18 protein-coding genes and 1 pseudogene are annotated in these 19,017 nt (G+C 54.1%); 11 read left to right on the forward strand and 8 right to left on the reverse strand.

The window, feature by feature from the left end:
• Positions 1-60 precede the first annotated feature (60 nt).
• On the reverse strand, positions 61-297 hold the full coding sequence (locus tag ACA055_RS11570; protein ID WP_497683740.1) for a hypothetical protein: 237 nt from the start codon (positions 295-297) through the stop codon (positions 61-63).
• A 542-nt stretch (positions 298-839) separates the two neighbouring features.
• Between ACA055_RS11570 and ACA055_RS11575 the strand changes: the two genes are divergently transcribed.
• From ACA055_RS11575 to ACA055_RS11585, 3 genes are all read left to right on the forward strand, one after another.
• Positions 840-2,267 (forward strand): GGDEF domain-containing protein, encoded by a 1,428-nt coding sequence (locus ACA055_RS11575; RefSeq protein ID WP_497683741.1) that lies wholly within the window; start codon positions 840-842, stop codon positions 2,265-2,267.
• Positions 2,268-2,677: 410 nt separating this feature from the next.
• On the forward strand, positions 2,678-3,751 hold the full coding sequence (locus ACA055_RS11580) for an NAD(P)/FAD-dependent oxidoreductase (protein ID WP_497683742.1): 1,074 nt from the start codon (positions 2,678-2,680) through the stop codon (positions 3,749-3,751).
• Between the two features lie 178 nt (positions 3,752-3,929).
• A complete protein-coding gene (locus tag ACA055_RS11585) occupies positions 3,930-4,661 on the forward strand; it encodes a carbon-nitrogen hydrolase family protein (protein WP_497683743.1) in 732 nt (243 codons plus the stop codon).
• A 129-nt stretch (positions 4,662-4,790) separates the two neighbouring features.
• On the opposite strand, the gene ACA055_RS11590 is transcribed toward ACA055_RS11585, so the two are convergent.
• The gene (locus ACA055_RS11590) at positions 4,791-5,567 is read right to left on the reverse strand and encodes a hypothetical protein (protein ID WP_497683744.1); all 777 of its coding nucleotides are present in this window, start codon (positions 5,565-5,567) and stop codon (positions 4,791-4,793) included.
• A 346-nt stretch (positions 5,568-5,913) separates the two neighbouring features.
• Complete coding sequence (locus tag ACA055_RS11595; protein WP_497683745.1) at positions 5,914-6,927, reverse strand: DUF3800 domain-containing protein; 1,014 nt, start codon at positions 6,925-6,927, stop codon at positions 5,914-5,916.
• Between the two features lie 291 nt (positions 6,928-7,218).
• Here ACA055_RS11595 and ACA055_RS11600 point away from each other — a divergent pair, with 291 nt between their 5' ends.
• From ACA055_RS11600 to ACA055_RS11615, 4 genes are all read left to right on the forward strand, one after another.
• Positions 7,219-7,788: a DJ-1/PfpI family protein gene (locus tag ACA055_RS11600; RefSeq protein WP_497683746.1), complete on the forward strand. Its 570-nt coding sequence runs from the start codon at positions 7,219-7,221 to the stop codon at positions 7,786-7,788.
• Between the two features lie 169 nt (positions 7,789-7,957).
• Positions 7,958-8,248 carry a hypothetical protein gene (locus ACA055_RS11605; protein WP_497683747.1) on the forward strand — a complete coding sequence of 97 codons (291 nt, stop codon included), beginning with the start codon at positions 7,958-7,960 and terminating at the stop codon, positions 8,246-8,248.
• A 660-nt stretch (positions 8,249-8,908) separates the two neighbouring features.
• Complete coding sequence (locus tag ACA055_RS11610; RefSeq protein ID WP_497683748.1) at positions 8,909-10,306, forward strand: hypothetical protein; 1,398 nt, start codon at positions 8,909-8,911, stop codon at positions 10,304-10,306.
• Positions 10,307-10,539: 233 nt separating this feature from the next.
• Positions 10,540-11,166, forward strand: a complete 627-nt coding sequence (locus ACA055_RS11615) for a 3D domain-containing protein (RefSeq protein WP_497683749.1) — start codon at positions 10,540-10,542, stop codon at positions 11,164-11,166.
• A 321-nt stretch (positions 11,167-11,487) separates the two neighbouring features.
• Here ACA055_RS11615 and ACA055_RS11620 read toward each other — a convergent pair whose 3' ends face one another.
• Positions 11,488-11,868, reverse strand: coding sequence for a hypothetical protein (locus ACA055_RS11620; RefSeq protein WP_497683750.1), 381 nt, complete (start codon positions 11,866-11,868; stop codon positions 11,488-11,490).
• 230 nt (positions 11,869-12,098) lie between these two features.
• The gene (locus ACA055_RS11625) at positions 12,099-12,494 is read right to left on the reverse strand and encodes a RidA family protein (protein ID WP_497683751.1); all 396 of its coding nucleotides are present in this window, start codon (positions 12,492-12,494) and stop codon (positions 12,099-12,101) included.
• A 140-nt stretch (positions 12,495-12,634) separates the two neighbouring features.
• On the opposite strand from ACA055_RS11625, the gene ACA055_RS11630 reads away from it, so the two are divergent.
• Both ACA055_RS11630 and ACA055_RS11635 read left to right on the forward strand, forming a co-directional pair.
• Positions 12,635-13,549: a LysR family transcriptional regulator gene (locus ACA055_RS11630; protein ID WP_497683752.1), complete on the forward strand. Its 915-nt coding sequence runs from the start codon at positions 12,635-12,637 to the stop codon at positions 13,547-13,549.
• Positions 13,530-13,670: pseudogene (locus ACA055_RS11635) on the forward strand (NAD-dependent epimerase/dehydratase family protein); the annotation flags it as partial. The gene ACA055_RS11630 and the pseudogene ACA055_RS11635, both read left to right, overlap by 20 nt.
• An 11-nt stretch (positions 13,671-13,681) precedes the next feature.
• On the opposite strand, the gene ACA055_RS11640 reads toward ACA055_RS11635, so the two are convergent.
• The gene (locus tag ACA055_RS11640; protein ID WP_497683753.1) at positions 13,682-14,095 is read right to left on the reverse strand and encodes a MerR family transcriptional regulator; all 414 of its coding nucleotides are present in this window, start codon (positions 14,093-14,095) and stop codon (positions 13,682-13,684) included.
• A 255-nt stretch (positions 14,096-14,350) separates the two neighbouring features.
• On the opposite strand from ACA055_RS11640, the gene ACA055_RS11645 reads away from it, so the two are divergent.
• Positions 14,351-15,484 (forward strand): aminotransferase class V-fold PLP-dependent enzyme, encoded by a 1,134-nt coding sequence (locus ACA055_RS11645; protein ID WP_497683754.1) that lies wholly within the window; start codon positions 14,351-14,353, stop codon positions 15,482-15,484.
• A 323-nt stretch (positions 15,485-15,807) separates the two neighbouring features.
• Here ACA055_RS11645 and ACA055_RS11650 read toward each other — a convergent pair whose 3' ends face one another.
• Positions 15,808-16,779: an AraC family transcriptional regulator gene (locus ACA055_RS11650; RefSeq protein ID WP_497683755.1), complete on the reverse strand. Its 972-nt coding sequence runs from the start codon at positions 16,777-16,779 to the stop codon at positions 15,808-15,810.
• Positions 16,780-16,878: 99 nt separating this feature from the next.
• Between ACA055_RS11650 and ACA055_RS11655 the strand changes: the two genes are divergently transcribed.
• Entirely contained in the window at positions 16,879-18,129 is a 1,251-nt protein-coding gene (locus tag ACA055_RS11655) for an MFS transporter (RefSeq protein WP_497683756.1), read from the forward strand.
• A gap of 154 nt (positions 18,130-18,283) precedes the next feature.
• Here ACA055_RS11655 and ACA055_RS11660 read toward each other — a convergent pair whose 3' ends face one another.
• Entirely contained in the window at positions 18,284-18,922 is a 639-nt protein-coding gene (locus tag ACA055_RS11660) for a TetR/AcrR family transcriptional regulator (protein WP_497683757.1), read from the reverse strand.
• Between the last annotated feature and the right edge of the window lie 95 nt (positions 18,923-19,017).

The raw sequence follows: 19,017 nt of genomic DNA on the forward strand, positions 1-19,017 counted from the left end.
ACCATGGCAAGTGGTTATCAGATAAAGAGGGTTCCGCAGTTTTATCCGACTCTTGACTGGTCATTCCCAGCCCAGTTTTCTGTAGTAAGTCTTGTCTTGTTCGGGAAAGTCCGTCAGGTATTCGCCCCACTGCATGTGCGCATAATATTTAGTCATCGCTTCAAAATGACTTTCAGCCTCGACCTCCCAAACAAGCTTCGCTTCCGAATGCATAAGCGCACGCGCACCATCACCTTGAGCACCGGCTAGACAAAAGGTCTGACAGCCATCAGGTTCCTGCCAAAGTTCATGATTCATATTCGAGGTTCTGTTTTTTAAGGTCGTTATGGTGCCCGAAACTCTGATGGAACGGCCGTTATGGATCGGCTCTGTAGAAGAGACTGAATCCGAGCGCCGACTTTTTCAACAGAATCGACCCATAACAGCCATCCACGATCGGTAGCGATCGGCCAATTCCTGCCTCTCACGACTGACTGAAATCGGACCCAAAGCGGCCCCATCGGATATCTTCCTATGACTAGGGAGGCTGGGGCAATCACCTCGGCCGGCAAAGTCATCTAGCTAACTCCGCTAGTCCAGGCATGATCTCCACCTGAATTTAAGAAAGGACAGCTAATCCTTGGCCGATGAGAATAACGAGACATTCTTTACTAGTGTGTTGCGTTCGCGTGAACATCTTTACCTGTTTCTGAAGCAGAAATTGGTAAGGAGTCTAAAATTGCCATAGATCGGTCCATCCCATATCTGCGTAATGATGCGAGGGGCCGTTGGCATGTGGGCGGCTTTGGAGCCATCATCGGACCGGTGTTGGCTAAACGGATTTGAACTTGGAGGGAACCATGAGCAATCTCATTGCCAGCGGCGAGCCACCTGAAGCCGTTCGCCTTATGGTCAAGGTTTACGCCTACTTACTGCTCGTCGGATTTGCGTTTGTTCCGGCCTTTTTGATTGGCTACTTATACGTCTTTCAAGACCCCACCCTTAAATTCGAGAACCACCTGTTCCATATCATTGCGATCACGGCAGCCACCTTGGAAGGCTTGTTTGTGACGTACGTAACGTGGCGCTGCTATCAGTCATCGGGAGACCCGCTGCTGCGCTGGATGACGCTTGGCTTTCTCGGTTTTGTGCTGATCTACGCGTTGCATGGTGCGTTCACCGGGCTTGCACACCACAATATCTGGCTCTTCCTGCTTTATGGTCCGGCCTCTCGACTCGTCATGGCGACTCTACTGTTAGTCGGAATGCTGTCGTACCACCGCCCACCTGATGCCGCGGACCAACGAATGAAGTCCCGCCCGTGGCTGACCTGGATAGGACTGTTCCTGCTGGTTGACGTGGCAGTGGCGTACGTCGCAAGTTCGCCGATCGCCGGAAACCTCGCGGTGCGCCTCTCGATGGAAGGTGGTGCCCTCGTTCTTTCCACATTGACCGTGGCAATGCTCCTGCTGCGCCGTATCCGTTCGCCGCTGATGATGATTTTTGTTATCTCGGTCACCGCGTTCGCGCTGTCATCTCTTGCCTTCATCCTTGCACGTCCGTGGAACCATATGTGGTGGCTCGCTCACGCGATCTTTGCCGGTGGATTCTTCATGTTGAGCTATGGGGTCGTGCAAGCGTTTCTCACCACGCGGTCGTTCTCGAAGATTTACAGCCAAGAGGAGTTGATGGTGCGTCTTGCCGAAGCGATGGCGTATACCGAGAGCGCCCTGCAGGAACTCCAGCGCACCAATCAAGAGCTCGGGCACCTTGCGGCGACTGATCCCCTGACAGGCGCTGATAATCGGCGTCGGTTCATGGAGCGGGTCGAAGTCGAAATTGGCCGGACCAAGCGCGGCGGTGAGCCGTTCTCCGTATTGGCACTCGATCTGGATAATTTCAAGTCCATCAACGATCGCTTCGGGCATCAGGTAGGCGATGACATCCTGAAGAGTTTCGTGGAGAAATGCCTCGATTCGATCCGGCCGTATGACGGTGTAGCCCGAGTGGGCGGAGAAGAATTCATGATACTGCTACCTCAGACTTCACTTGAAGGCGCACATGTAATCGCTGAGCGCCTGCGAAGCACCGTTGCAAATAATTCTTTTCATGGCCTGCAGTGGCCAACCGTGGTCACAGTGAGCATCGGCGTATCGCAATTTGGACGCGACGGCGACACCATCGAGGCAATTCTGCGTATAGCCGATCAACGCCTATATCACGCTAAACATGAAGGCCGTAACCGTGTGGTCACTACCATCAAAACCAGCCTCCAATCTCTGCCCTGACCATCATCTCGAAGCCTCTGAAAACGTCGGCATTGCACCTCAGCATTGGGCGTTATTCGATCTCCACATTCGGAGCGCTCCCTTCAAAAGGGCTGTGGAGTCCTTCGATCGACAGGCAGCAATCGGCCGATTCTGTTGAAAAAGTCGGCTTCGGTTTCCACGGCAGAAAAGCACGCGTCTGAGATTTAAATCCGTGTTTTGAGCAGACGGATCAGGGCTCAGAATTGACGTGGCAGCGCGCAAAAAAGGCGTTTTCACCGCTCAATGCATGAGCATCCTGCCCGGGTCGACTTTTTCAACACAATCGGCCAGAAGCAGACACTCAAAAAGCGTCCTGAACGATCAGGTTCTCATGTCATGAAATCATCCAGCTGTCATACCATCGGCACATCGACAGAACGGAGGTTGATATGGGAAATGGTCAGGGCAAACGAGTCGTTGTCATTGGTGCAGGCATCGTGGGCGCGTCATTGGCGTATCACTTGGCAGGTAAAGGCGCGAATGTCACCTTGGTCGAGGCTGAAGGTATAGCTTCGGGAGTGACTGGCAGTTCATTCGCTTGGATCAATACCTCACACCCCGAACCTGACCCAATTGCGCAACTGCGCGGTTCTGCAATCAAGGAGTACCGCCGACTCGAAACGCAGCTGCCTGGTCTGAAAATACGATGGACAGGTGCCTTGTCTTACAGCGTGATGGCGAGTGGAGCGCTGCCGATCTCAGGTAACCAGACTTCGGCAAACCTGGTGTCTCGATCGCAGATTCTCGACCTTGAACCAAATTTAAAGAACCCTCCTCAGTCTGCTTTAAATGCAACTGAAGAAGGGGCGCTGGATGCAGTGGCGGTTTCGCATGCGTTAATCGCAGGTGCCGAGGCATATGGGGCGAAAACTCTGACTCAGACGCGAGTGCTCGGTTTTGTAACCCAGAGTGCAAAGGTGATCGGAGTCGAAACTACAATAGGCATCATCGATGCCGATATTGTCGTATTGGCAGCCGGGACAGGCATCTCGAAGCTGACTGACATGCTTGAAGTGTCCCTGCCAATAGAGGCCTCGCCTGCCATTTTCATCCGTTACAAGTCACAACCCAACCTCGTGCACACCCTCATCTCCAGCCCTGAAATGGAAGTGAGGCAAAGTTCGGATGGTGCGTTGCTGGCGGCAGAAGATTACTTGGACGACGCCATGGAAAATCAGCCGGCAGCGATAGCGCTTCGAACTGCCAAGACAATCCAGAACGAACTCCATGGTGTTGTTTCCATAGATCCGGAATGGGCTTGTGTCGGACTTAGGCCCATGCCTGCCGATGGCATCCCCGTCATCGGTTATCTACCAAAAGTGGGCGGCGTTTATGTTTGTGCAATGCACCCTGGAATTACTTTGGCGGCGGTAGTGGGACGCCTGGCCAGCGAGGAGATCATTGATGACAAACCGTCCAGTGCCCTTTGCCCATGCCGGCCCGATCGATTCTTCCAAGCGTAATGGATCCTCTTGTGAGACGGCAATCGGCCAGGAGCGGCCATTGGCGTTCGTGCAAACTCCCGCGTACGCACTTTTCAAACTGCCAACGTTCGTGCAGCATGCATTGACTTTAAGCAGAGGCTGAGCAAACGTTCAGTCACTCTCGAAGTTAACCCTACACATGGAAGCGAGACGGGAAATGAAGCTAATCGCTGCGCAGATCCTCCCTGTACCCGGGGAATATCAGAAAAACATCACCAGACACATTGATGTCATCCACCTGGCTGCAAGCCAAGGCGCCGATCTCGTGCTTTTTCCCGAGCTTTCCCTCACCGGTTACGAACCGAGGCTGGCTGAGGTCTTGGCGGTGCATCCGAGCGACGGCCGTTTTGATGAGTTCCAGAGATTAAGCGACCTATATGGGATGACCATCGCTGTTGGCGCGCCAACGAAGGGAACTAAAGGCACCGAGATCAGCATGATCACCTTCCAGCCCGGCCTGGAGCGCACGAGCTATTCAAAACAGCATCTACATTTCGACGAATTACCTTTTTTCACTCCGGGCACCGAGAAGCTTGTGCTGAGTCAGGAAAATTTTGTCCTTGCACCCGCCATTTGCTACGAGTCACTGCTACCAAGCCACGCCGCACAAGCCGCAGAGTCAGGCGCTCAGGTGTATTTGGCAAGCGTGGCCAAGTCTGAGGGAGGTATTGCATCGGCAAACAGTCATTATCCGATGATTGCTAAAAAGCATTCCATGACGGTGATGATGGCGAACTGTATAGGCACCGCCGACGACTTTGTAGCAGCAGGTTGTTCTGCCATCTGGAACAGTCACGGTGAACTCGTTTGCAGCGCTGACGCCTTTCAAGAGGCATTAGTTGCGTACGATGTACAGACTGGAGAAGCGAGCATTTTCAGCCTGGTTTGAAATCCCGCTCATGCTCACCGTCGCTTCCAAGATGACCGGCTGCTTTGGGTCGTTTTCAGCCGGTCACGACAGGCAGAAAACGGCCAAAAGCAGACACTCAACCCATCAGCAAAACTAGGGACAATTCAGTTAATCTTCATCCAACTTTAGCTCAAACGCTATAGGAGCGCTTCTTAGTATCTGGCCTGGCCCTGGACCAAAGCGTCTTGGTACTGTCTCTTGCTCCAATGATGTTGCCCAAATATCGCGAACTTTGGCAGAGTCGATTTGATGGCTATTTTCGGCAATCGTGATAAATCTTTTGATTAATGCTGCGATTATTGCATACGAAAGAGATATGACATGCGGAAGTACTCTAAAACCGGTCTCGGAAAAGCCATCATAGGCAATTTTGTTGTTTCTGCCGAGCAGGTAGCTTTTGGTTATCGCACTATGTGTCCTATGCGTATACTTGCTGAGGTCGCTGTAAAGATTGCTTAAGTTTTTAGCTTTATCCTGGCATTCGAATTTTTTTATGAATTCTCTAAATACCCTATGTGGAATGACTTCGTTGTTATACCACTTCGCGAGATCTTTCCTTGCTCCGTCACCAGCCAAATAAAAGTAGGCCGAAATATCCATTGTTTCTACCGCATCACGAAATAAGCGCGAGGCAATTCGATGCCTCTTTTCTTCTGTTAATTTCAAGGCATCTATTATCGCCTCTAAGGCATCTATTTGTATTAGCCAGATCGCTTTGTCGAGAGTTTGTTCATCTCGATCAAAGTGCATGTCTTTTTCTGCATAGTGACATTTTATTGATGATAGAACTTTACAAGCCTCTCGATGAAACTGCTCTTGCCCCCCATACTCATAGGGTTCATTCCATGCATCCTCTGTGTCTCTGTCCCATACAAAGCTTGGCATAAGTCTCGCCCATGAAGCCAACTGTCATTGATATGCCATGTCGCGATTTTAATCGCGATGGCGTGTCGCATAATGTTCCTTGTCGCCCTGTTAGTCCCTGTCTAGCTTTGAGGTGGTCGCGGTAGCTCTGGGAGAGACGCGACTGGATGACGGAAAGCCCTGCCACCCTCCAAATTTGATATCAGTATCGGTGACACTACTCATTTGCCATCACCGTGTCCACCGTCCACTTTCGGCCATAAGCGGCCACTCACCTCAGACATCTTTTGTGTATATGTGCAGAATAGAAATCTACCTAAATTGGACGGGCATTGGATGGGCGTGGAAGGTTGGCAATACCAACGTCTCATTCACGGATCATGGGACGTTGCTGCCGCTTCATCATTCTGACAAGACGTTCAGTAGGCTTGTCCAGTGCCTTTTCCTCGCCGAGTGATAACAGCAGCAACGGTTGCTGACCGCGCCCACGTCCGACCATTAACCGTCCTAAAAACGCCGCAGCTCTTAGGTTGTCATTGAACTCCTTTCTCAGACATCGCCTTAACCCTGACACCACGAGGTCAGCCAGCTGAATGCCAAAATCGCTTCGAGAGTCAACGAATTGGATGTCATCTCTTATCAACCTTCCGATATCCAATACATCGCTTAGGTCAACATCAACTCCGTATTGCTCTTTGAGATACGTTGGCTCCTCTGCGCAATCGTACTTTGCCATATGGCTGTAATCGAAGCCTTCGACTCTTGGCAGTGGATCATCTATAGATAACGTTTGTAGATATGGTGGGCTAAGCTTTTCGAACACATCTTCGAACTCAGTTTTTCTTGCAGGTTCTTTTTGATCCACGCGCCATACAAATGAGCCCAAAGACTCAGGGCTGACTTGGACGTAGTAGGTCACCGCTTGCGAAATTACGTAATGCATCAATTGAATTTGACAGGTGAACTGGATATAGAGCTGATCTGACAACGCAAGCAATTGCTTGGAGAGGCTTAGAATACTGTCTTTCATGCTTTGATGAACCATCCTGTCAATATGCTTCACCAACCCTTTGGCGGCCTGCAATTTATGTCCGCGTGCAGCTTCGGGGGTATTGAGGTGAGCGTTTGTTGCCAGTCCATAAAGCGTGCAATTTAACTGAGCGAGCCGGTTCAAAAGTCGAAAGTAGCTCAACTCATCGCGAACTTTCCCGAGCTTCAACTCCTCAGTTGGGGGAAAACCATTATCCACTTTGAATTGTTGGAGTGCGGTTTTAGCCGCGTCCATAGCCTCGTCCAAGATAACGACTGCGCCAACGGTGCTCCAAGCATTGGGATCGGGCGCATAGGCGAACGATCCTGACTCGTCGATAAAAATTCGCATAATTTCTCCATGCTGCGCCTAGCAGGCCAACGAGTGACGGGCGTCGAATTTAGCGGGCAGACCCTACTCATCATAGTGACGCATTGTGAAGTGGTATTTGTTCCAGAGAGGCGCGGCGTGAGTTTGGGCTTCAGGGAAATTGGGAATCGCCCCTAGATTCGTCGATAGTTCCGAGCGGCAGTTACAGGGCGATCGCTGCCTGTCGCAAGGGGCTTCAATCGACCCAAAGCAACCCTTGATGTATGTTTGTTGTCGCCAAATGTTATTGGCATTCATGGAGGATTCTGACTGATGGCACGTGTGGGATTGATACTGACACCCGGTTTTGCGGACTGGGAATATGCTTTCATTGCTGGAACTGCGTCCCCGTTTTACGGGATCGACGTCAGGTTTTTCGCTTCTGCTACGGGGCAGTTCCGCTCGCAGGGTGGATTGGCTGTAACTGTCGATAGCAGTTTGCAACAATGTCTGGACTGGAAACCGGACGTTGTTGTCGTCATTGGAGGAATGGTCTGGGAAAGTGCAGAAGCACCGGATATTCGAGGCTTTCTTCATGCTAGTCGTTCAAATGGAGCGACAATTGCCGGTATCTGTGGGGGAACGCTGGCACTTGCTAGGGCCGGGCTTCTCGACACGGTTCCTCATACCTCGAACAGCGCTGACTTCTTAAAACAGAATGCCGAAGGTTATGAAGGGCGCACGCTTTATCGAAACAGTCCGGTAGCTGTGGTTGCAGACCGCATCATAACTGCTCCAGGCCCTGCACCCGTTAGCTTCACCTGCGCAGTGTTCGAAGGTGCCGGGCTATCTTCAGAGATCATTTCTCAGTTCAGGTCAATGTTGGCAGCGGAACATCGGTGACCGCTTCGTCCTACAAAACAGCTGATCCAGGTGATGTGTTCGAGTGGCTGCTCAGCCGATTGCTGCCTGTCGTGAGGGGCAGCAAACGGCCAATAGCAGGCATTCGAGAATTGTGCGCTCGCAGTCATGTTATGGTTAGAAACTGAAAGGTAACGTACGAAAATCAAACATGGATCTGGTTCAGCTCGCCCCTGCGACATATCACACTACGGACGACTACTGGCATGTTCTTCGCGCAGGAGATGGCTCAATCTATGTCCTCGTCAACTGCGAGGCGTCTTTTGTGAGTTACGAATGCCTGATTAAGCTCAACGATGAGGAATTGCGTGACTACCGAGGCTTGGGCTGGCTATCCATTCAGCACCTGGCTAACCGAATCAATTACTTTGTCGATGATTACAATGGCCGCCGGATCACGGGCCCTTTGCTCGAAGCAGCCATTCAGGCTTCGAAGCTCTAAACATCCCTAGATATCTGGGTAATGTTCGTCAATCCGCATTCGAATGACGGCTAAGGGTAGATTGTGTTGAAAAAGTCGGTTTCTCCAAACTGCTCGAAAATTGATGGGTGGAAACACCTCTTTTGCGCGCTGCTACGTGAAATCTGAGCAAGGAAGCCACTGCCGAAAGTTAGGATTTCAATCTACGACGCGTACTTTTCTGCCCTGGAAACCGAAGCCGACTTTTTCAACAGAATCGGTAGGAAGCGGTCATTGATGGACGTTTGCTTTTGGCCGACTGGAGCCCTTCGCGACATGCAGCAATCGGCCAGAAGCAGGCGTTGATTGAATTAGGACGGCATTTAGGCTGAACAGCCTCCAGGAAAGCCGGGGCTGTTCAAATGGTCGACACAAGAGCAACGAACAGATAGGGGAGGAAGCGCATGCGGAGTCCTTTCATTGATGAGCGGCCATCCAGGCCAACGCTTGAACACTAGGGCATCTTGACCATTCGAGCTAGGTCATAGCCACGCTGACCTAGCTAATTCGACACTTCCTTATCGCGCCTACCTATATGGAGGGACTGTTCCTCATGCTGGATTTGCATGAGTGAAAGGAATGGTCTATAGCCTTATGGCTATTTGTCATGATCTGACAAGAAAGGCATAACAAGGAGGTAGTATGAAAAAATATCTAGCGGCATATTTTAGTCTGATGTGTCTGATGATAGTTCCGAGTGCGCATGCGTGGGGAAAGAAGGATATTACTGTATATTTTGAGTTGTCGGACTCTGTGCAAGCCAGGGATGATCAGTATCAGGTTATAGCCATAAATACATATGCGATGCCAGCGTTCTGCGTTGATAGCTTTAAGGGTTCGGTGGTGCGTAGTTTGATTGGTAAGAGTAACAAGGCATCGCTCGTGGTTACTTTGGACAAGATTCCGGTGTTAAATATGAGCTATGACGATAAGACAGGTAAGTGCACTATTCATGAATATCGCGAAAAAAGCTTAAATGGACAATTGCTGATTGGCTCAACTAAACCAGGTCACCAACTTGGTCTTATTTATGTGTCAGAGGAGAAAATTGATGGAATTACTAACTTAGTTAATGTGGCGAAGACAATCCTTGGTGATAAGTCTAATCTTATTAGTGCGCCTGTTACTGATGCTGTGCTGCCGTTTCTAGTCAATGCATACGAACAAGCGGCTAGGTCGGGCCTTGACTATGTGGTTGACTTTGATATTCCAGGGGTTCAAAACCACGAAAGCAAGGCGACGCTGAAAGGAACTATTGGTGATGCCGCCCCAAGGACGCTACTTACCTTTCAGCGTATTTCCAAGGATTCTGTCCTGGATACCTCCGCGTATGGCCAAATACTGAGTAAGACTATTAGTGGTGGGAAATCACCTAATGAGGTATTGGTCGCGCGTAGAGCTACTGAGGGAGGGGCATTTAAGGCCGGGGGGTTAGCCACAGTTACAAGAGAATGCGATCTTCTGAGTGCCACATATAGGGATAGCCTTAATCAGTCCGACTTGCAGAGGCTTCTAGAGTCCTATCTCTTAACAAATCATAGGAAGTATCTGACCACAGGAATGGTCGAAGATTGCTTAGCGCAACCACTGCCGTCACCTACTAAACAGTTAACATTCAAAATCCTAGCTGATGAGATTGTTGAGCCATTAAGTGAGTATGACACGTCGTTCTTGAGACGCTTGTTTAATGGTCGTTCCGAGAAGGTTCTTATGGCTAATACGAAGTTTTCTGATAAGAGCCGTGAGCTCGGCGTGTCCACTGTGTCTGAATATATTAACTTGAGTGACTCTATGCCTCTTTGTCATACATTTATGACGTATGATGAGGCTGCTTTTGTTCAGATAATAAAGTCCAAACCTTACTATGTTTATGTTGCTGTTGATCGCCTTTATAAGGTCGGAGAGGCTACTGCGGATAAAAGCTCAAAAATTGAAAGTATAACTGTGTCGAAGGATCAGGATAGCCTTTACGGAGAGAAGGATGGCGTGAGTCGTTGTTTGAACTCTGAAATGCAAAAAACTCGACTTGTGGGGCTATGAGTCAACAGAGTTTGGCTGGGGCTGTGTCTTGGCACAGACTCAGCTTGCCTTTTTCGTAGGGCAGGGCCTGGTTCCATGCAGGGTGGCTAAAATGCGCTATTTAATTCCGGTTTTGGTTGTTTGTCTTGTGAGTGTGAATGTGATGGCTGGGGGGAGAGCAGGATGAATTCAATTTAAATCCTCCGCCGTCTACTGTTAAGCTGGATAAATTACTATGGGCAACGCATTATTATGTGCACAAGGCACCTTCAGTTGCAGTGGATGGTATTCCGTTTAGGGACATAAACGGAGTGGCCCTTTCTGACAATGTTTCCTATCGAGAGTGGTGTCTTGCCGCTATTGAAGGGACTATAGAGGTTTCCTATAAGTGGCAGGTTAGGATGCTCAACTACAGTGGTCGTGAGGCGAGATCTCAAGTTGATTGTAGTGCTGTGTTAAATATAGATCCAAACAAGAAGGGGGATGAGTGGATACTGAGCACGGGGGAATCTCAATTTTATATTAGCAAAGGGAGGTTTGGAGATGGGGTTAGGGATTATCAACTTGTGCCTCTTCGAACAATTTCTGTGGATAGTAAATATATTCCAATAGGGTCTGTAGTATATGCTCCCAGTGCAAGAGGGGCTTCTGTTAAGCTTCCGTCAGGAGTGGTTGTGGAACATGACGGCTACTTCTTCGCTGGCGATAAGGGAGGGGGCATAAAGGGTTGGCATGTAGACGTATTCTGCGGAACTACCTCAACTAATTGCCTGCCAGGGGTGATTCGTGGGGATAAGCATGCGTTTGAGGCTGGCGTGGTCTCAGATCCTGCTATCGAGAGCTTCTTGCGCAGCAGGCACCGACTAGATTCACGACGCTAAGGAGCGTCTCGCTACGAGCTGTGGTGGGAGAGAACGCCAACTTGAATCGCCCCTGTGTTCGTAGATGCTTTTGAGGGTCCGCTTCTGGCCGATTTCTGCCTGTGGCCACCGGCAGCGATGGGCAGCTCTCTACCGATCATGGTGACTAAGTTTATGGTCAAGTGGAGTGCAATTTCTCTACCCAAACTTTTCAAAATCGACACTCGCCCTTGGATCGAAGATCGTAAGCGCTCCATAAACCCCACCTGCACATGAAGCGCCGATTCAAGGATGCTGAGCTCTCATTTCTCGTTCGGATCGACCGATCCGCCGGACGGTCTGTTAGTCGTTACGTCTCTGTTCAAGCCGCTTATCAAGCTCGCTTGGCGGTAAGTTCGGCGTCGAGTGAAGCGTCAGCCATACGGCCCGCAGAATGTTGATCGCGGCCATGTTCAGGTGTTGTTCGGCGGCGTGCAGGGCCAGTTCGGCTGCCAGGCGCTTGTCGGCAGCACTGAGGTGCGCCGTTTTGTGGGTCATGTCCGCATCGACGTTGGCCAACAGCCCCTGGAGTTCCTGCACTGCCTGATCCGATGCCTGACGCATGTCCGCCAGCAGGCGGCCGGCTTCGGCAGGCGTCATGGCCAAGGCGCGGACGCTGCGAAAAGTCAGGCGGGCGGGCAAGGTGGCCAAACTGAACCCCGTCGAAATTAACTTGCCAATCATGCGAACAACTCCTGTAAACGAGTGTTTCAGCAGCGTATCAGAGTAAATCGCAAAAAAATGTCTGCTCATCGCTTGCCAGAATCAACTCTCCACCTCTTTTTGGCATCAAGCGTCTGATCGTCGTCAGAAGCGGACGGTGACATCAGGCAGAAACCGACCGGGAGTGGAGGGTCGCTCCAGGAAAAACAAAATGGTTCCCTTTGGCGGTCGGAGGAGGGGTTTGGCTGGCTCTATTGCGGTAGTTTGGCGATCACCTTGATCTCGAAGTCGAAGCCGGACAGCCAGGTCACGCCGATAGCGGTCGCCGTCGGGTAGGGAGCTTCGCCCCAGTACTCGGCCGCCACTTCCCAGATGGTTTCGAATTTCGAGTCGGGGTCGACCATGAAGATGGTCGTGTCGACCACATCCTCGAAACTACTGCCGGCCTCGGCCAGGATCGCGTTGAGGTTGGCGAAGGCCATGCGAACCTGTGCCGCGAGGTCCGGCTCGGCCGAGCCATCCTTGCGGCTGCCGACCTGACCGGATACGAACAGAAAACCGTTGGAGCGAATCGCCGGCGAGTAGCGGTGGAGCTCGTACAATGCATGGCGGTCAGGCGGGAAAACGACATCACGTTTGCTGGTCATTGCATACCTCCTTCAGGGCCATCGCGGCCCGGTGTTTACGGTGGAGCCACTATAAAAAGACCACCGACCTGAATAAACGGGCAACTCTGGTCATGACTGTTTGTAGAATCCAAACTATCCAGACCCGAGTGAGGCGTGAAATGGACCGTTTCGATGCAATGCAGGCCTTTGCCCGAGTGGTGGAAACTGGCAGCTTCACCAAGGCGGCAGCCACCCTGCACATGAGCAAGACCACCGTGACGCAGCTCGTTCAGCAACTGGAAGCGAGGCTACGCGTACGCCTGCTCAACCGCACCACACGCAAGGTCAATGTCACCGCCGACGGCGCGGCCTACTACGAGCGCGTCGTCCGGCTACTGGTCGATATGGACGACGCCGAGACCAGCTTGTCCAGCGCGTCGATGACACCGCGCGGGCGGCTGCGGGTGGATGTACCCAGCCCACTGGCGCGAATGCTGCTTATACCAGCCTTGCCGGGGTTCTTTGCACGCTATCCGGAAATTCAGCTAACCGTGGGCGTGAGCGATCGCATCGTCGACATCATTGGCGAAAACGTCGACTGCGTGGTGCGTGGCGGCGAGATCACCGATCAGTCCTTGGTGGCAAGGCATGTGGGCGATTTGAAACTCGGCATCTATGCCGCGCCCGGCTATCTGCAGCGCTTCGGTACGCCGGCGCACCCCCGTGAGCTGGAGGAGGGCAGGCACAATACCGTCGGCTTCCTCTGGTTTCGTACAGGCAAAACCTTGCCCTACGCGATGCAGCGGGGTGAGGAGCGCATCGAGGCCCAGGGCCGCCCGCAACTGACGGTCGACGACGGCAATGCGTACCTCGCCGCCGGCCTGGCTGGTCTGGGCATGCTCTGGCTACCGCAGTACATGGCCAAACCGCACTTGGTCAGCGGCGAGCTGCTGTCGCTGTTTGAAGACTGGCACATGGCGCCAATGCCGATGTATCTGGCATTCCCGCCGAATCGCCATGTCAGCGCCAAGGTGCGGGTATTTATCGACTGGGTAATGGAATTGATGGCCGAGCATGCACCGGTGGTTGGGTGAAACAGGTGTAAACCCATCACACGCCGAGATCGTCGACGTCAACGTGCAAGGTACGCGTAATGTGCTGCGCGCCGCCGCCGAGGCCGGGGTCCAGCGTGTGGTGTATGTCAGCTCCGTCGCCGCAGAACGCCCTCAAGCAGGCGTTTGCGCACCTGTTGGTGCGCTGATACTGGACGCAACGCCAGGCACCGACGTGGGGGTGAATTTCCGGTTGATCTGTTGTTGCAACTGCGTCAGGTGCTGCTCCCGATTCTGCAAGGCGAGGATCTGCGCTTGCAACTCTAAGCGCTTGAGCTCGATGCCCTGATTGGCCAGTGCCAGGGGAAACGGTGCCTGATGTTTCTTGGCTGCCAGCAACTCGCTCATCTCCCCCAGTTTGAACCCCACCGCCTGGGCGCTGCGGATCATCTGCACCAGCGTCAAGTGATGGGCCGTGTACAGCCGATAACTGCCATGGCGCTGTGGGGACAGCAGGCCCAGTTGCTCATACAAACGAATGGCTTTGGGAGTACATCCCGATAACTTGGCAAGTTCACCTATATACATATTCCGCCCCCTCCCTCATCCAGCTTCGGCCCCATTCGTAACTGGTCGTTATCGACCGAACGTAAGGAGGTAGGAACCTTTAAGGCCCACCCTCCCACAACTCAGCAGCCACCTGCGAGCATTGCTACGTCCAGTAATCGACCTGATGATGCCAGCCGCTCGACAGAAGTCGCAATTCAATCCCAAGCAATCTTGTCATTTGCCAAGGCTTAGGGCAGGGTCGATACCACTGAGATCTCTGCCAAGGAGTCACCCATGTCAAAGCTATATCCCAGTATCGATCCCGAGGGGCTGGTTGAGTACTCAGTGGTCTACACCGACCGCTCGCTCAACCACATGTCGCTGTCATTTCAAGGCGTGATGAAGAACATTTCCAGGACCCTGAAACAGGTCTACAACGCCCAGGCTGTTGCGGTGGTCCCGGGCAGCGGCACATTTGGCATGGAAGCGGTGGCGCGACAGTTTGCCACCGACCAGCAATGCCTGGTGATACGCAATGGCTGGTTCAGTTATCGCTGGAGCCAGATCCTTGAGATGGGCAACATCCCGGCGGCCACCACGGTGCTGAAAGCCCGACCGGTCGACACTGGTCGCCAGGCTGCCTACGCTCCACCCCCTCTGGACGAAGTGCTGGCAGCCATTCAGGCGCAGAAGCCGCAGATTGTCTTCGCCCCCCACGTTGAAACCTCATCAGGGATTATCCTGCCCGACGAGTACCTGCGGGCCGTCGGCGACGCGGTGCATGCGGTGGGTGGCCTGTTCGTGCTGGACTGCATCGCCTCAGGCACGCTTTGGGTTGATATGCAGAAATGCGCAGTCGACCTGCTGATCAGCGCACCGCAGAAAGGCTGGAGCGCCTCCCCTTGCTGCGCCCTGGTCATGCTCAGTTCTTTGGCCCTCGAGCGCATCGAACAGACGCATAGCAGCAGCTTCGCCTGCGACCTGAAAAAGTGGCTTCAGATCATGCAGGCCTACGAACAGGGCGGACATGCCTACCATGCGACCATGCCCAGCGATTCCCTCGCGCGATTTAACGAAGTGATGAAAGAGACGCAAGCCTACGGTTTCGACAAGGTCCGCGGCGAACAACAGGCTCTGGGCGATCGGGTGCGCGCAATGTTGACCGGCAAAGGCATCAAAAGCGTAGCCGCAGTCGGCTTTCAGGCCCCTGGCGTAGTGGTGAGCTACACCGATGATGCCGACATCAAGAGCGGTAAGAAATTTGCCAACCACGGCCTACAGATCGCCGCCGGAGTGCCGTTGCAATGCGACGAGCCGGCCGACTTCCAGACCTTCCGCATCGGTCTGTTCGGACTCGAAAAACTGCAAAATATCGATCGCACGGTCAGCACCCTCGAGCAGGCACTGGACGAGGTGATGGTTAACTAAGCCCTCATCTTGCCCGCAGCACATTCCGAACTTGTGAATCCCAGGAAGGCATCCTGCCCTGGGCACTGCCGGCCCATGCGCTGATCTTCGACGAATATGACGCTGGTCGCCCGGACGTCATGTTAGAACCATAAGGGAAAGCACGTGCACGCGTCTTACTGACACGTGCGCCCTTCAGCGTTATCAGAAAAGGTTTCCAACGAAGCCTTTCACGGGGCGTGATGATCGGCGGCTGTATGACTTGGATCGACCCATACCAGCCGTTCACATCGGGGATTACCAAATCGATACAAGTGTCTATGCACACTCCACATCTTCGTACTTCAGGATGCAATAGAACGAGCCACTTGCCGGCTGGCGCCGGGTGGCTGGCCGGTGATGCGCTTGAAGGCGCGGCTGAACGCCGCCTGCGAGGTGTAGCCCAGACGCAGCGCCACGGTCTCAATAGGCAGTCGCTCGAGGCTCAGCCATTGACTGGCGAGGCGCATACGCAGCTCCGTGGCATAGCGCAGCGGGGGAATGCCGATAGTGGCCTGGAAGCGTTCCGCGAACACCGAACGGGAGGTATGACATTGCGCCGCCAGTTCCGCCACGGTCCAGTCACGCGCCGGCTCTCGGTGCAACGCCAGGAGTGCGTGGGCCAGCCTGGGGTCGCGTAATGCGGCCACCAAGCCAGAGGCATTGCCACAGGCGCATTCAACCCAGCCGCGCACGATCATCGCCGCCACTACGTCGGCGAGACGAGCGAGGATGCCTGCGAAGCCGACGCGTGCGGAGCGAACTTCGCGCTCCATGGAGGCGAGAATCGGCATAAGCCCAGGGTAACGCTGCCCCCTGGCATCAATCAGCATCAGATCTGGCATCAACCCGCCGAGACCTTGCATGCTGCCGAGTTCAAACTCCATGCAGCCGCTGAAGATAATGGTGCTGGGGCTGGCATCGGCACCAGGGGAAGCATCCACGGCGCAGACCGCATCGCCGAGAGGGGCCGCGTCGAAGCTGCCGATGTCCTGGGCGGGGACGTCCAGGCTTGAGAGAAGCTGATGGGCTTCACCCTGGGCGATAAACACGGCGTTGCCGGCCGACAACTCGTACAAAGTGCCGTCTCCCGCACGCAGGACGGCGGTGCCGACGGCGAGGAAGTGGAAATAGGCGTGCCCTGGTTTGGCTGCGAAGCCCAATCCGAAAGAGGGGCCGGCCTGGATGCGACGGTACTCTACGCCCCGCAGGCGCATGCCGCGCAACAGTTCGTTGATGAGATCGGACGATAAGGCGAACTGATCTAGAGAGGTCATTTCGGGGTTTCGGTCAAAAACTAAAGACTTTGCATCATAGAACATCCTGGTCTGCGTCCATAGACTTCTGGTTGAGATAATTTCCAGAGGTATTTAGTGATGAGTAATGGGGTGTGTGACGTTGTAGATGATGTGCGCTTTGGCAACGAGGCTGATGTAGAGCCAGCGACGCCGGCCTGGATGGCGGTATTTTCATTGGCGATGGGCGTGTTTGGATTGTTGACGGCGGAGTACCTTCCGGCCAGCTTGCTGACGCCGATGGCCGTTGAACTGGGGGTGTCGGAAGCCTTGGCGGGGCAGGCGGTGACAGTGACGGCGGTAGTGGCGCTGTTCTCCGGATTACTGGTGCCAGGCTTGACGCGAGGGATCGACCGGCGAGTGGTATTGCTGTGCTTTTCCACGCTGATGATTGCCTCCAACTTGCTGGTGGCTTTCTCTTCCAGCCTGATGGTGCTGCTGATCATGCGGATTTTGCTAGGCATCGCACTGGGCGGCTTCTGGAGCATGGCGGCGGCAGTGGCGATGCGCCTGGTGCCGGCGGCGCTGCTGCCGCGGGCCCTGTCGATTATTTTCAGCGGTATTGCAGTGGGCACTGTGGTGGCGGTGCCGCTCGGCAGCTATTTGGGCGGACTGTATGGCTGGCGCAGTGCCTTTGTAGCGGCCGCCGCCGTCGGGGTAGTGACGCTGGTTTTCCAGCTTTTCACGCTGCCGCCTCTGGCACCGCGCAGGACGGCGCGGTTGAGAACGGTGCTTGAAGTGCTGCTGCGTCCCGGCATTGCCGTGGGCATGCTGGGTTGCGTGCTGGTGCACACAGGGCACTTCGCGTTGTTCACCTACATCCGGCCGTTTCTGGAAAGCACAACCGGCGTGGGGGCCGAAGGATTGGCGTTGATGCTGCTGAGTTTCGGCGCGGCTAACTTCGTCGGCACGCTGCTGGCCGGCTGGCTACTTGAACGTAGCCCGCGCGGGACGATGGTACTGATGCCTGCGCTGGTCGGCGTTGCAGCATTAGCCCTGGTGTTGCTGCCTGCTTCTGTGCCGTGTCAGGCGTTGTTGTTGGCACTTTGGGGCATGGCTTTCGGCGGTGTACCAGTGGCGTGGTCAAACTGGGTAGCCCGGGCGGTGCCAGATCAGGCGGAAAGCGCGGGAGGAATGGTAGTGGCCTCGGTGCAGTCGGCGATCGCTGCGGGTGCCGCTGCCGGGGGCGCCATGTTCAGTTTCAGTGGCATCGCCGGCGTATTTGTCGCCGCCGGTATCCTGATGCTGCTCGCAGCGCTGTTGATCGGGATGCGGGTCAAGCTCGAAGCGCCAGGGCACGGCGCTGAGGCTGGTCCGGTGCTGCATCTTTAAGATGCGTGGTCGCTGGTTCGGATTCAGCGAATAGCTGCTTCTGGCCGATTGCTGCTTATTGAGTGAAGCGGTTGAAAAGAAAGTTTCGCAACAGCCTATGGTACAAACTTTGGCTTCCCACACATCATTCACCGGCTAAATCGATCAGTCCCTTTTAACCATTGCAATAGGTGGGTGGCTCGGTAGAGGCAGCAATGTCCCACGTCAGCATTACTTGGGTGATGGCCGCATCAATGACCCCATGCTGCGTGTTATCCCGAGCAAGGATGGAAATACCCTGCAGGAAACTGTCGAACACCGTAGCCATCGCGGGCGCGTAAATATTGCCCGGCAACTGACCGGTACTGACACCCCGCTCAACACACGCCAAAATCCCCGCGCGAGTGCGGGCGCGAGATTGGGTCAGGGCATTGACCACCCGCGCATTCTCTGGGCTGGGCGCGCTCATCACGCCGAGGGCCACCATGCAGCCCTTGGGATGGCCTTCTTCACATTGCATGCGCGCCGACTGGCGCAGCGCGGTCTCGATGGCCTGGCGTGGCGGCAGGCTCTCGTCCCACAGGCATTCGGTGACCAGGGCGAAGGTCGCCAGGTAATGCTGCACGCACTCATCAAACAACGCTTCCTTGGAACCGAACGCCGCGTAAAAACTCGGCGCGGAGATCCCGCCACCGAGTCCGGCTTTCAACTGAGCGAGGGAGGTCGCGTCGTAGCCGTGTTGCCAAAACAGGTGCAAGGCCTGTTCCACGGCGTGGTCGCGGTCGAAGGTGCGGGGGCGGCCCATTTGCGCCATTTCAAGGCTCCTCTGGATGACGAGATAAATACTAGTCGATACATAAGTCGTTGACAACGAGCGCTGGCTGCCCTCAACATTTGTATCGATCAGTA

The organism is Pseudomonas sp. LBUM1657, assembly GCF_059716075.1.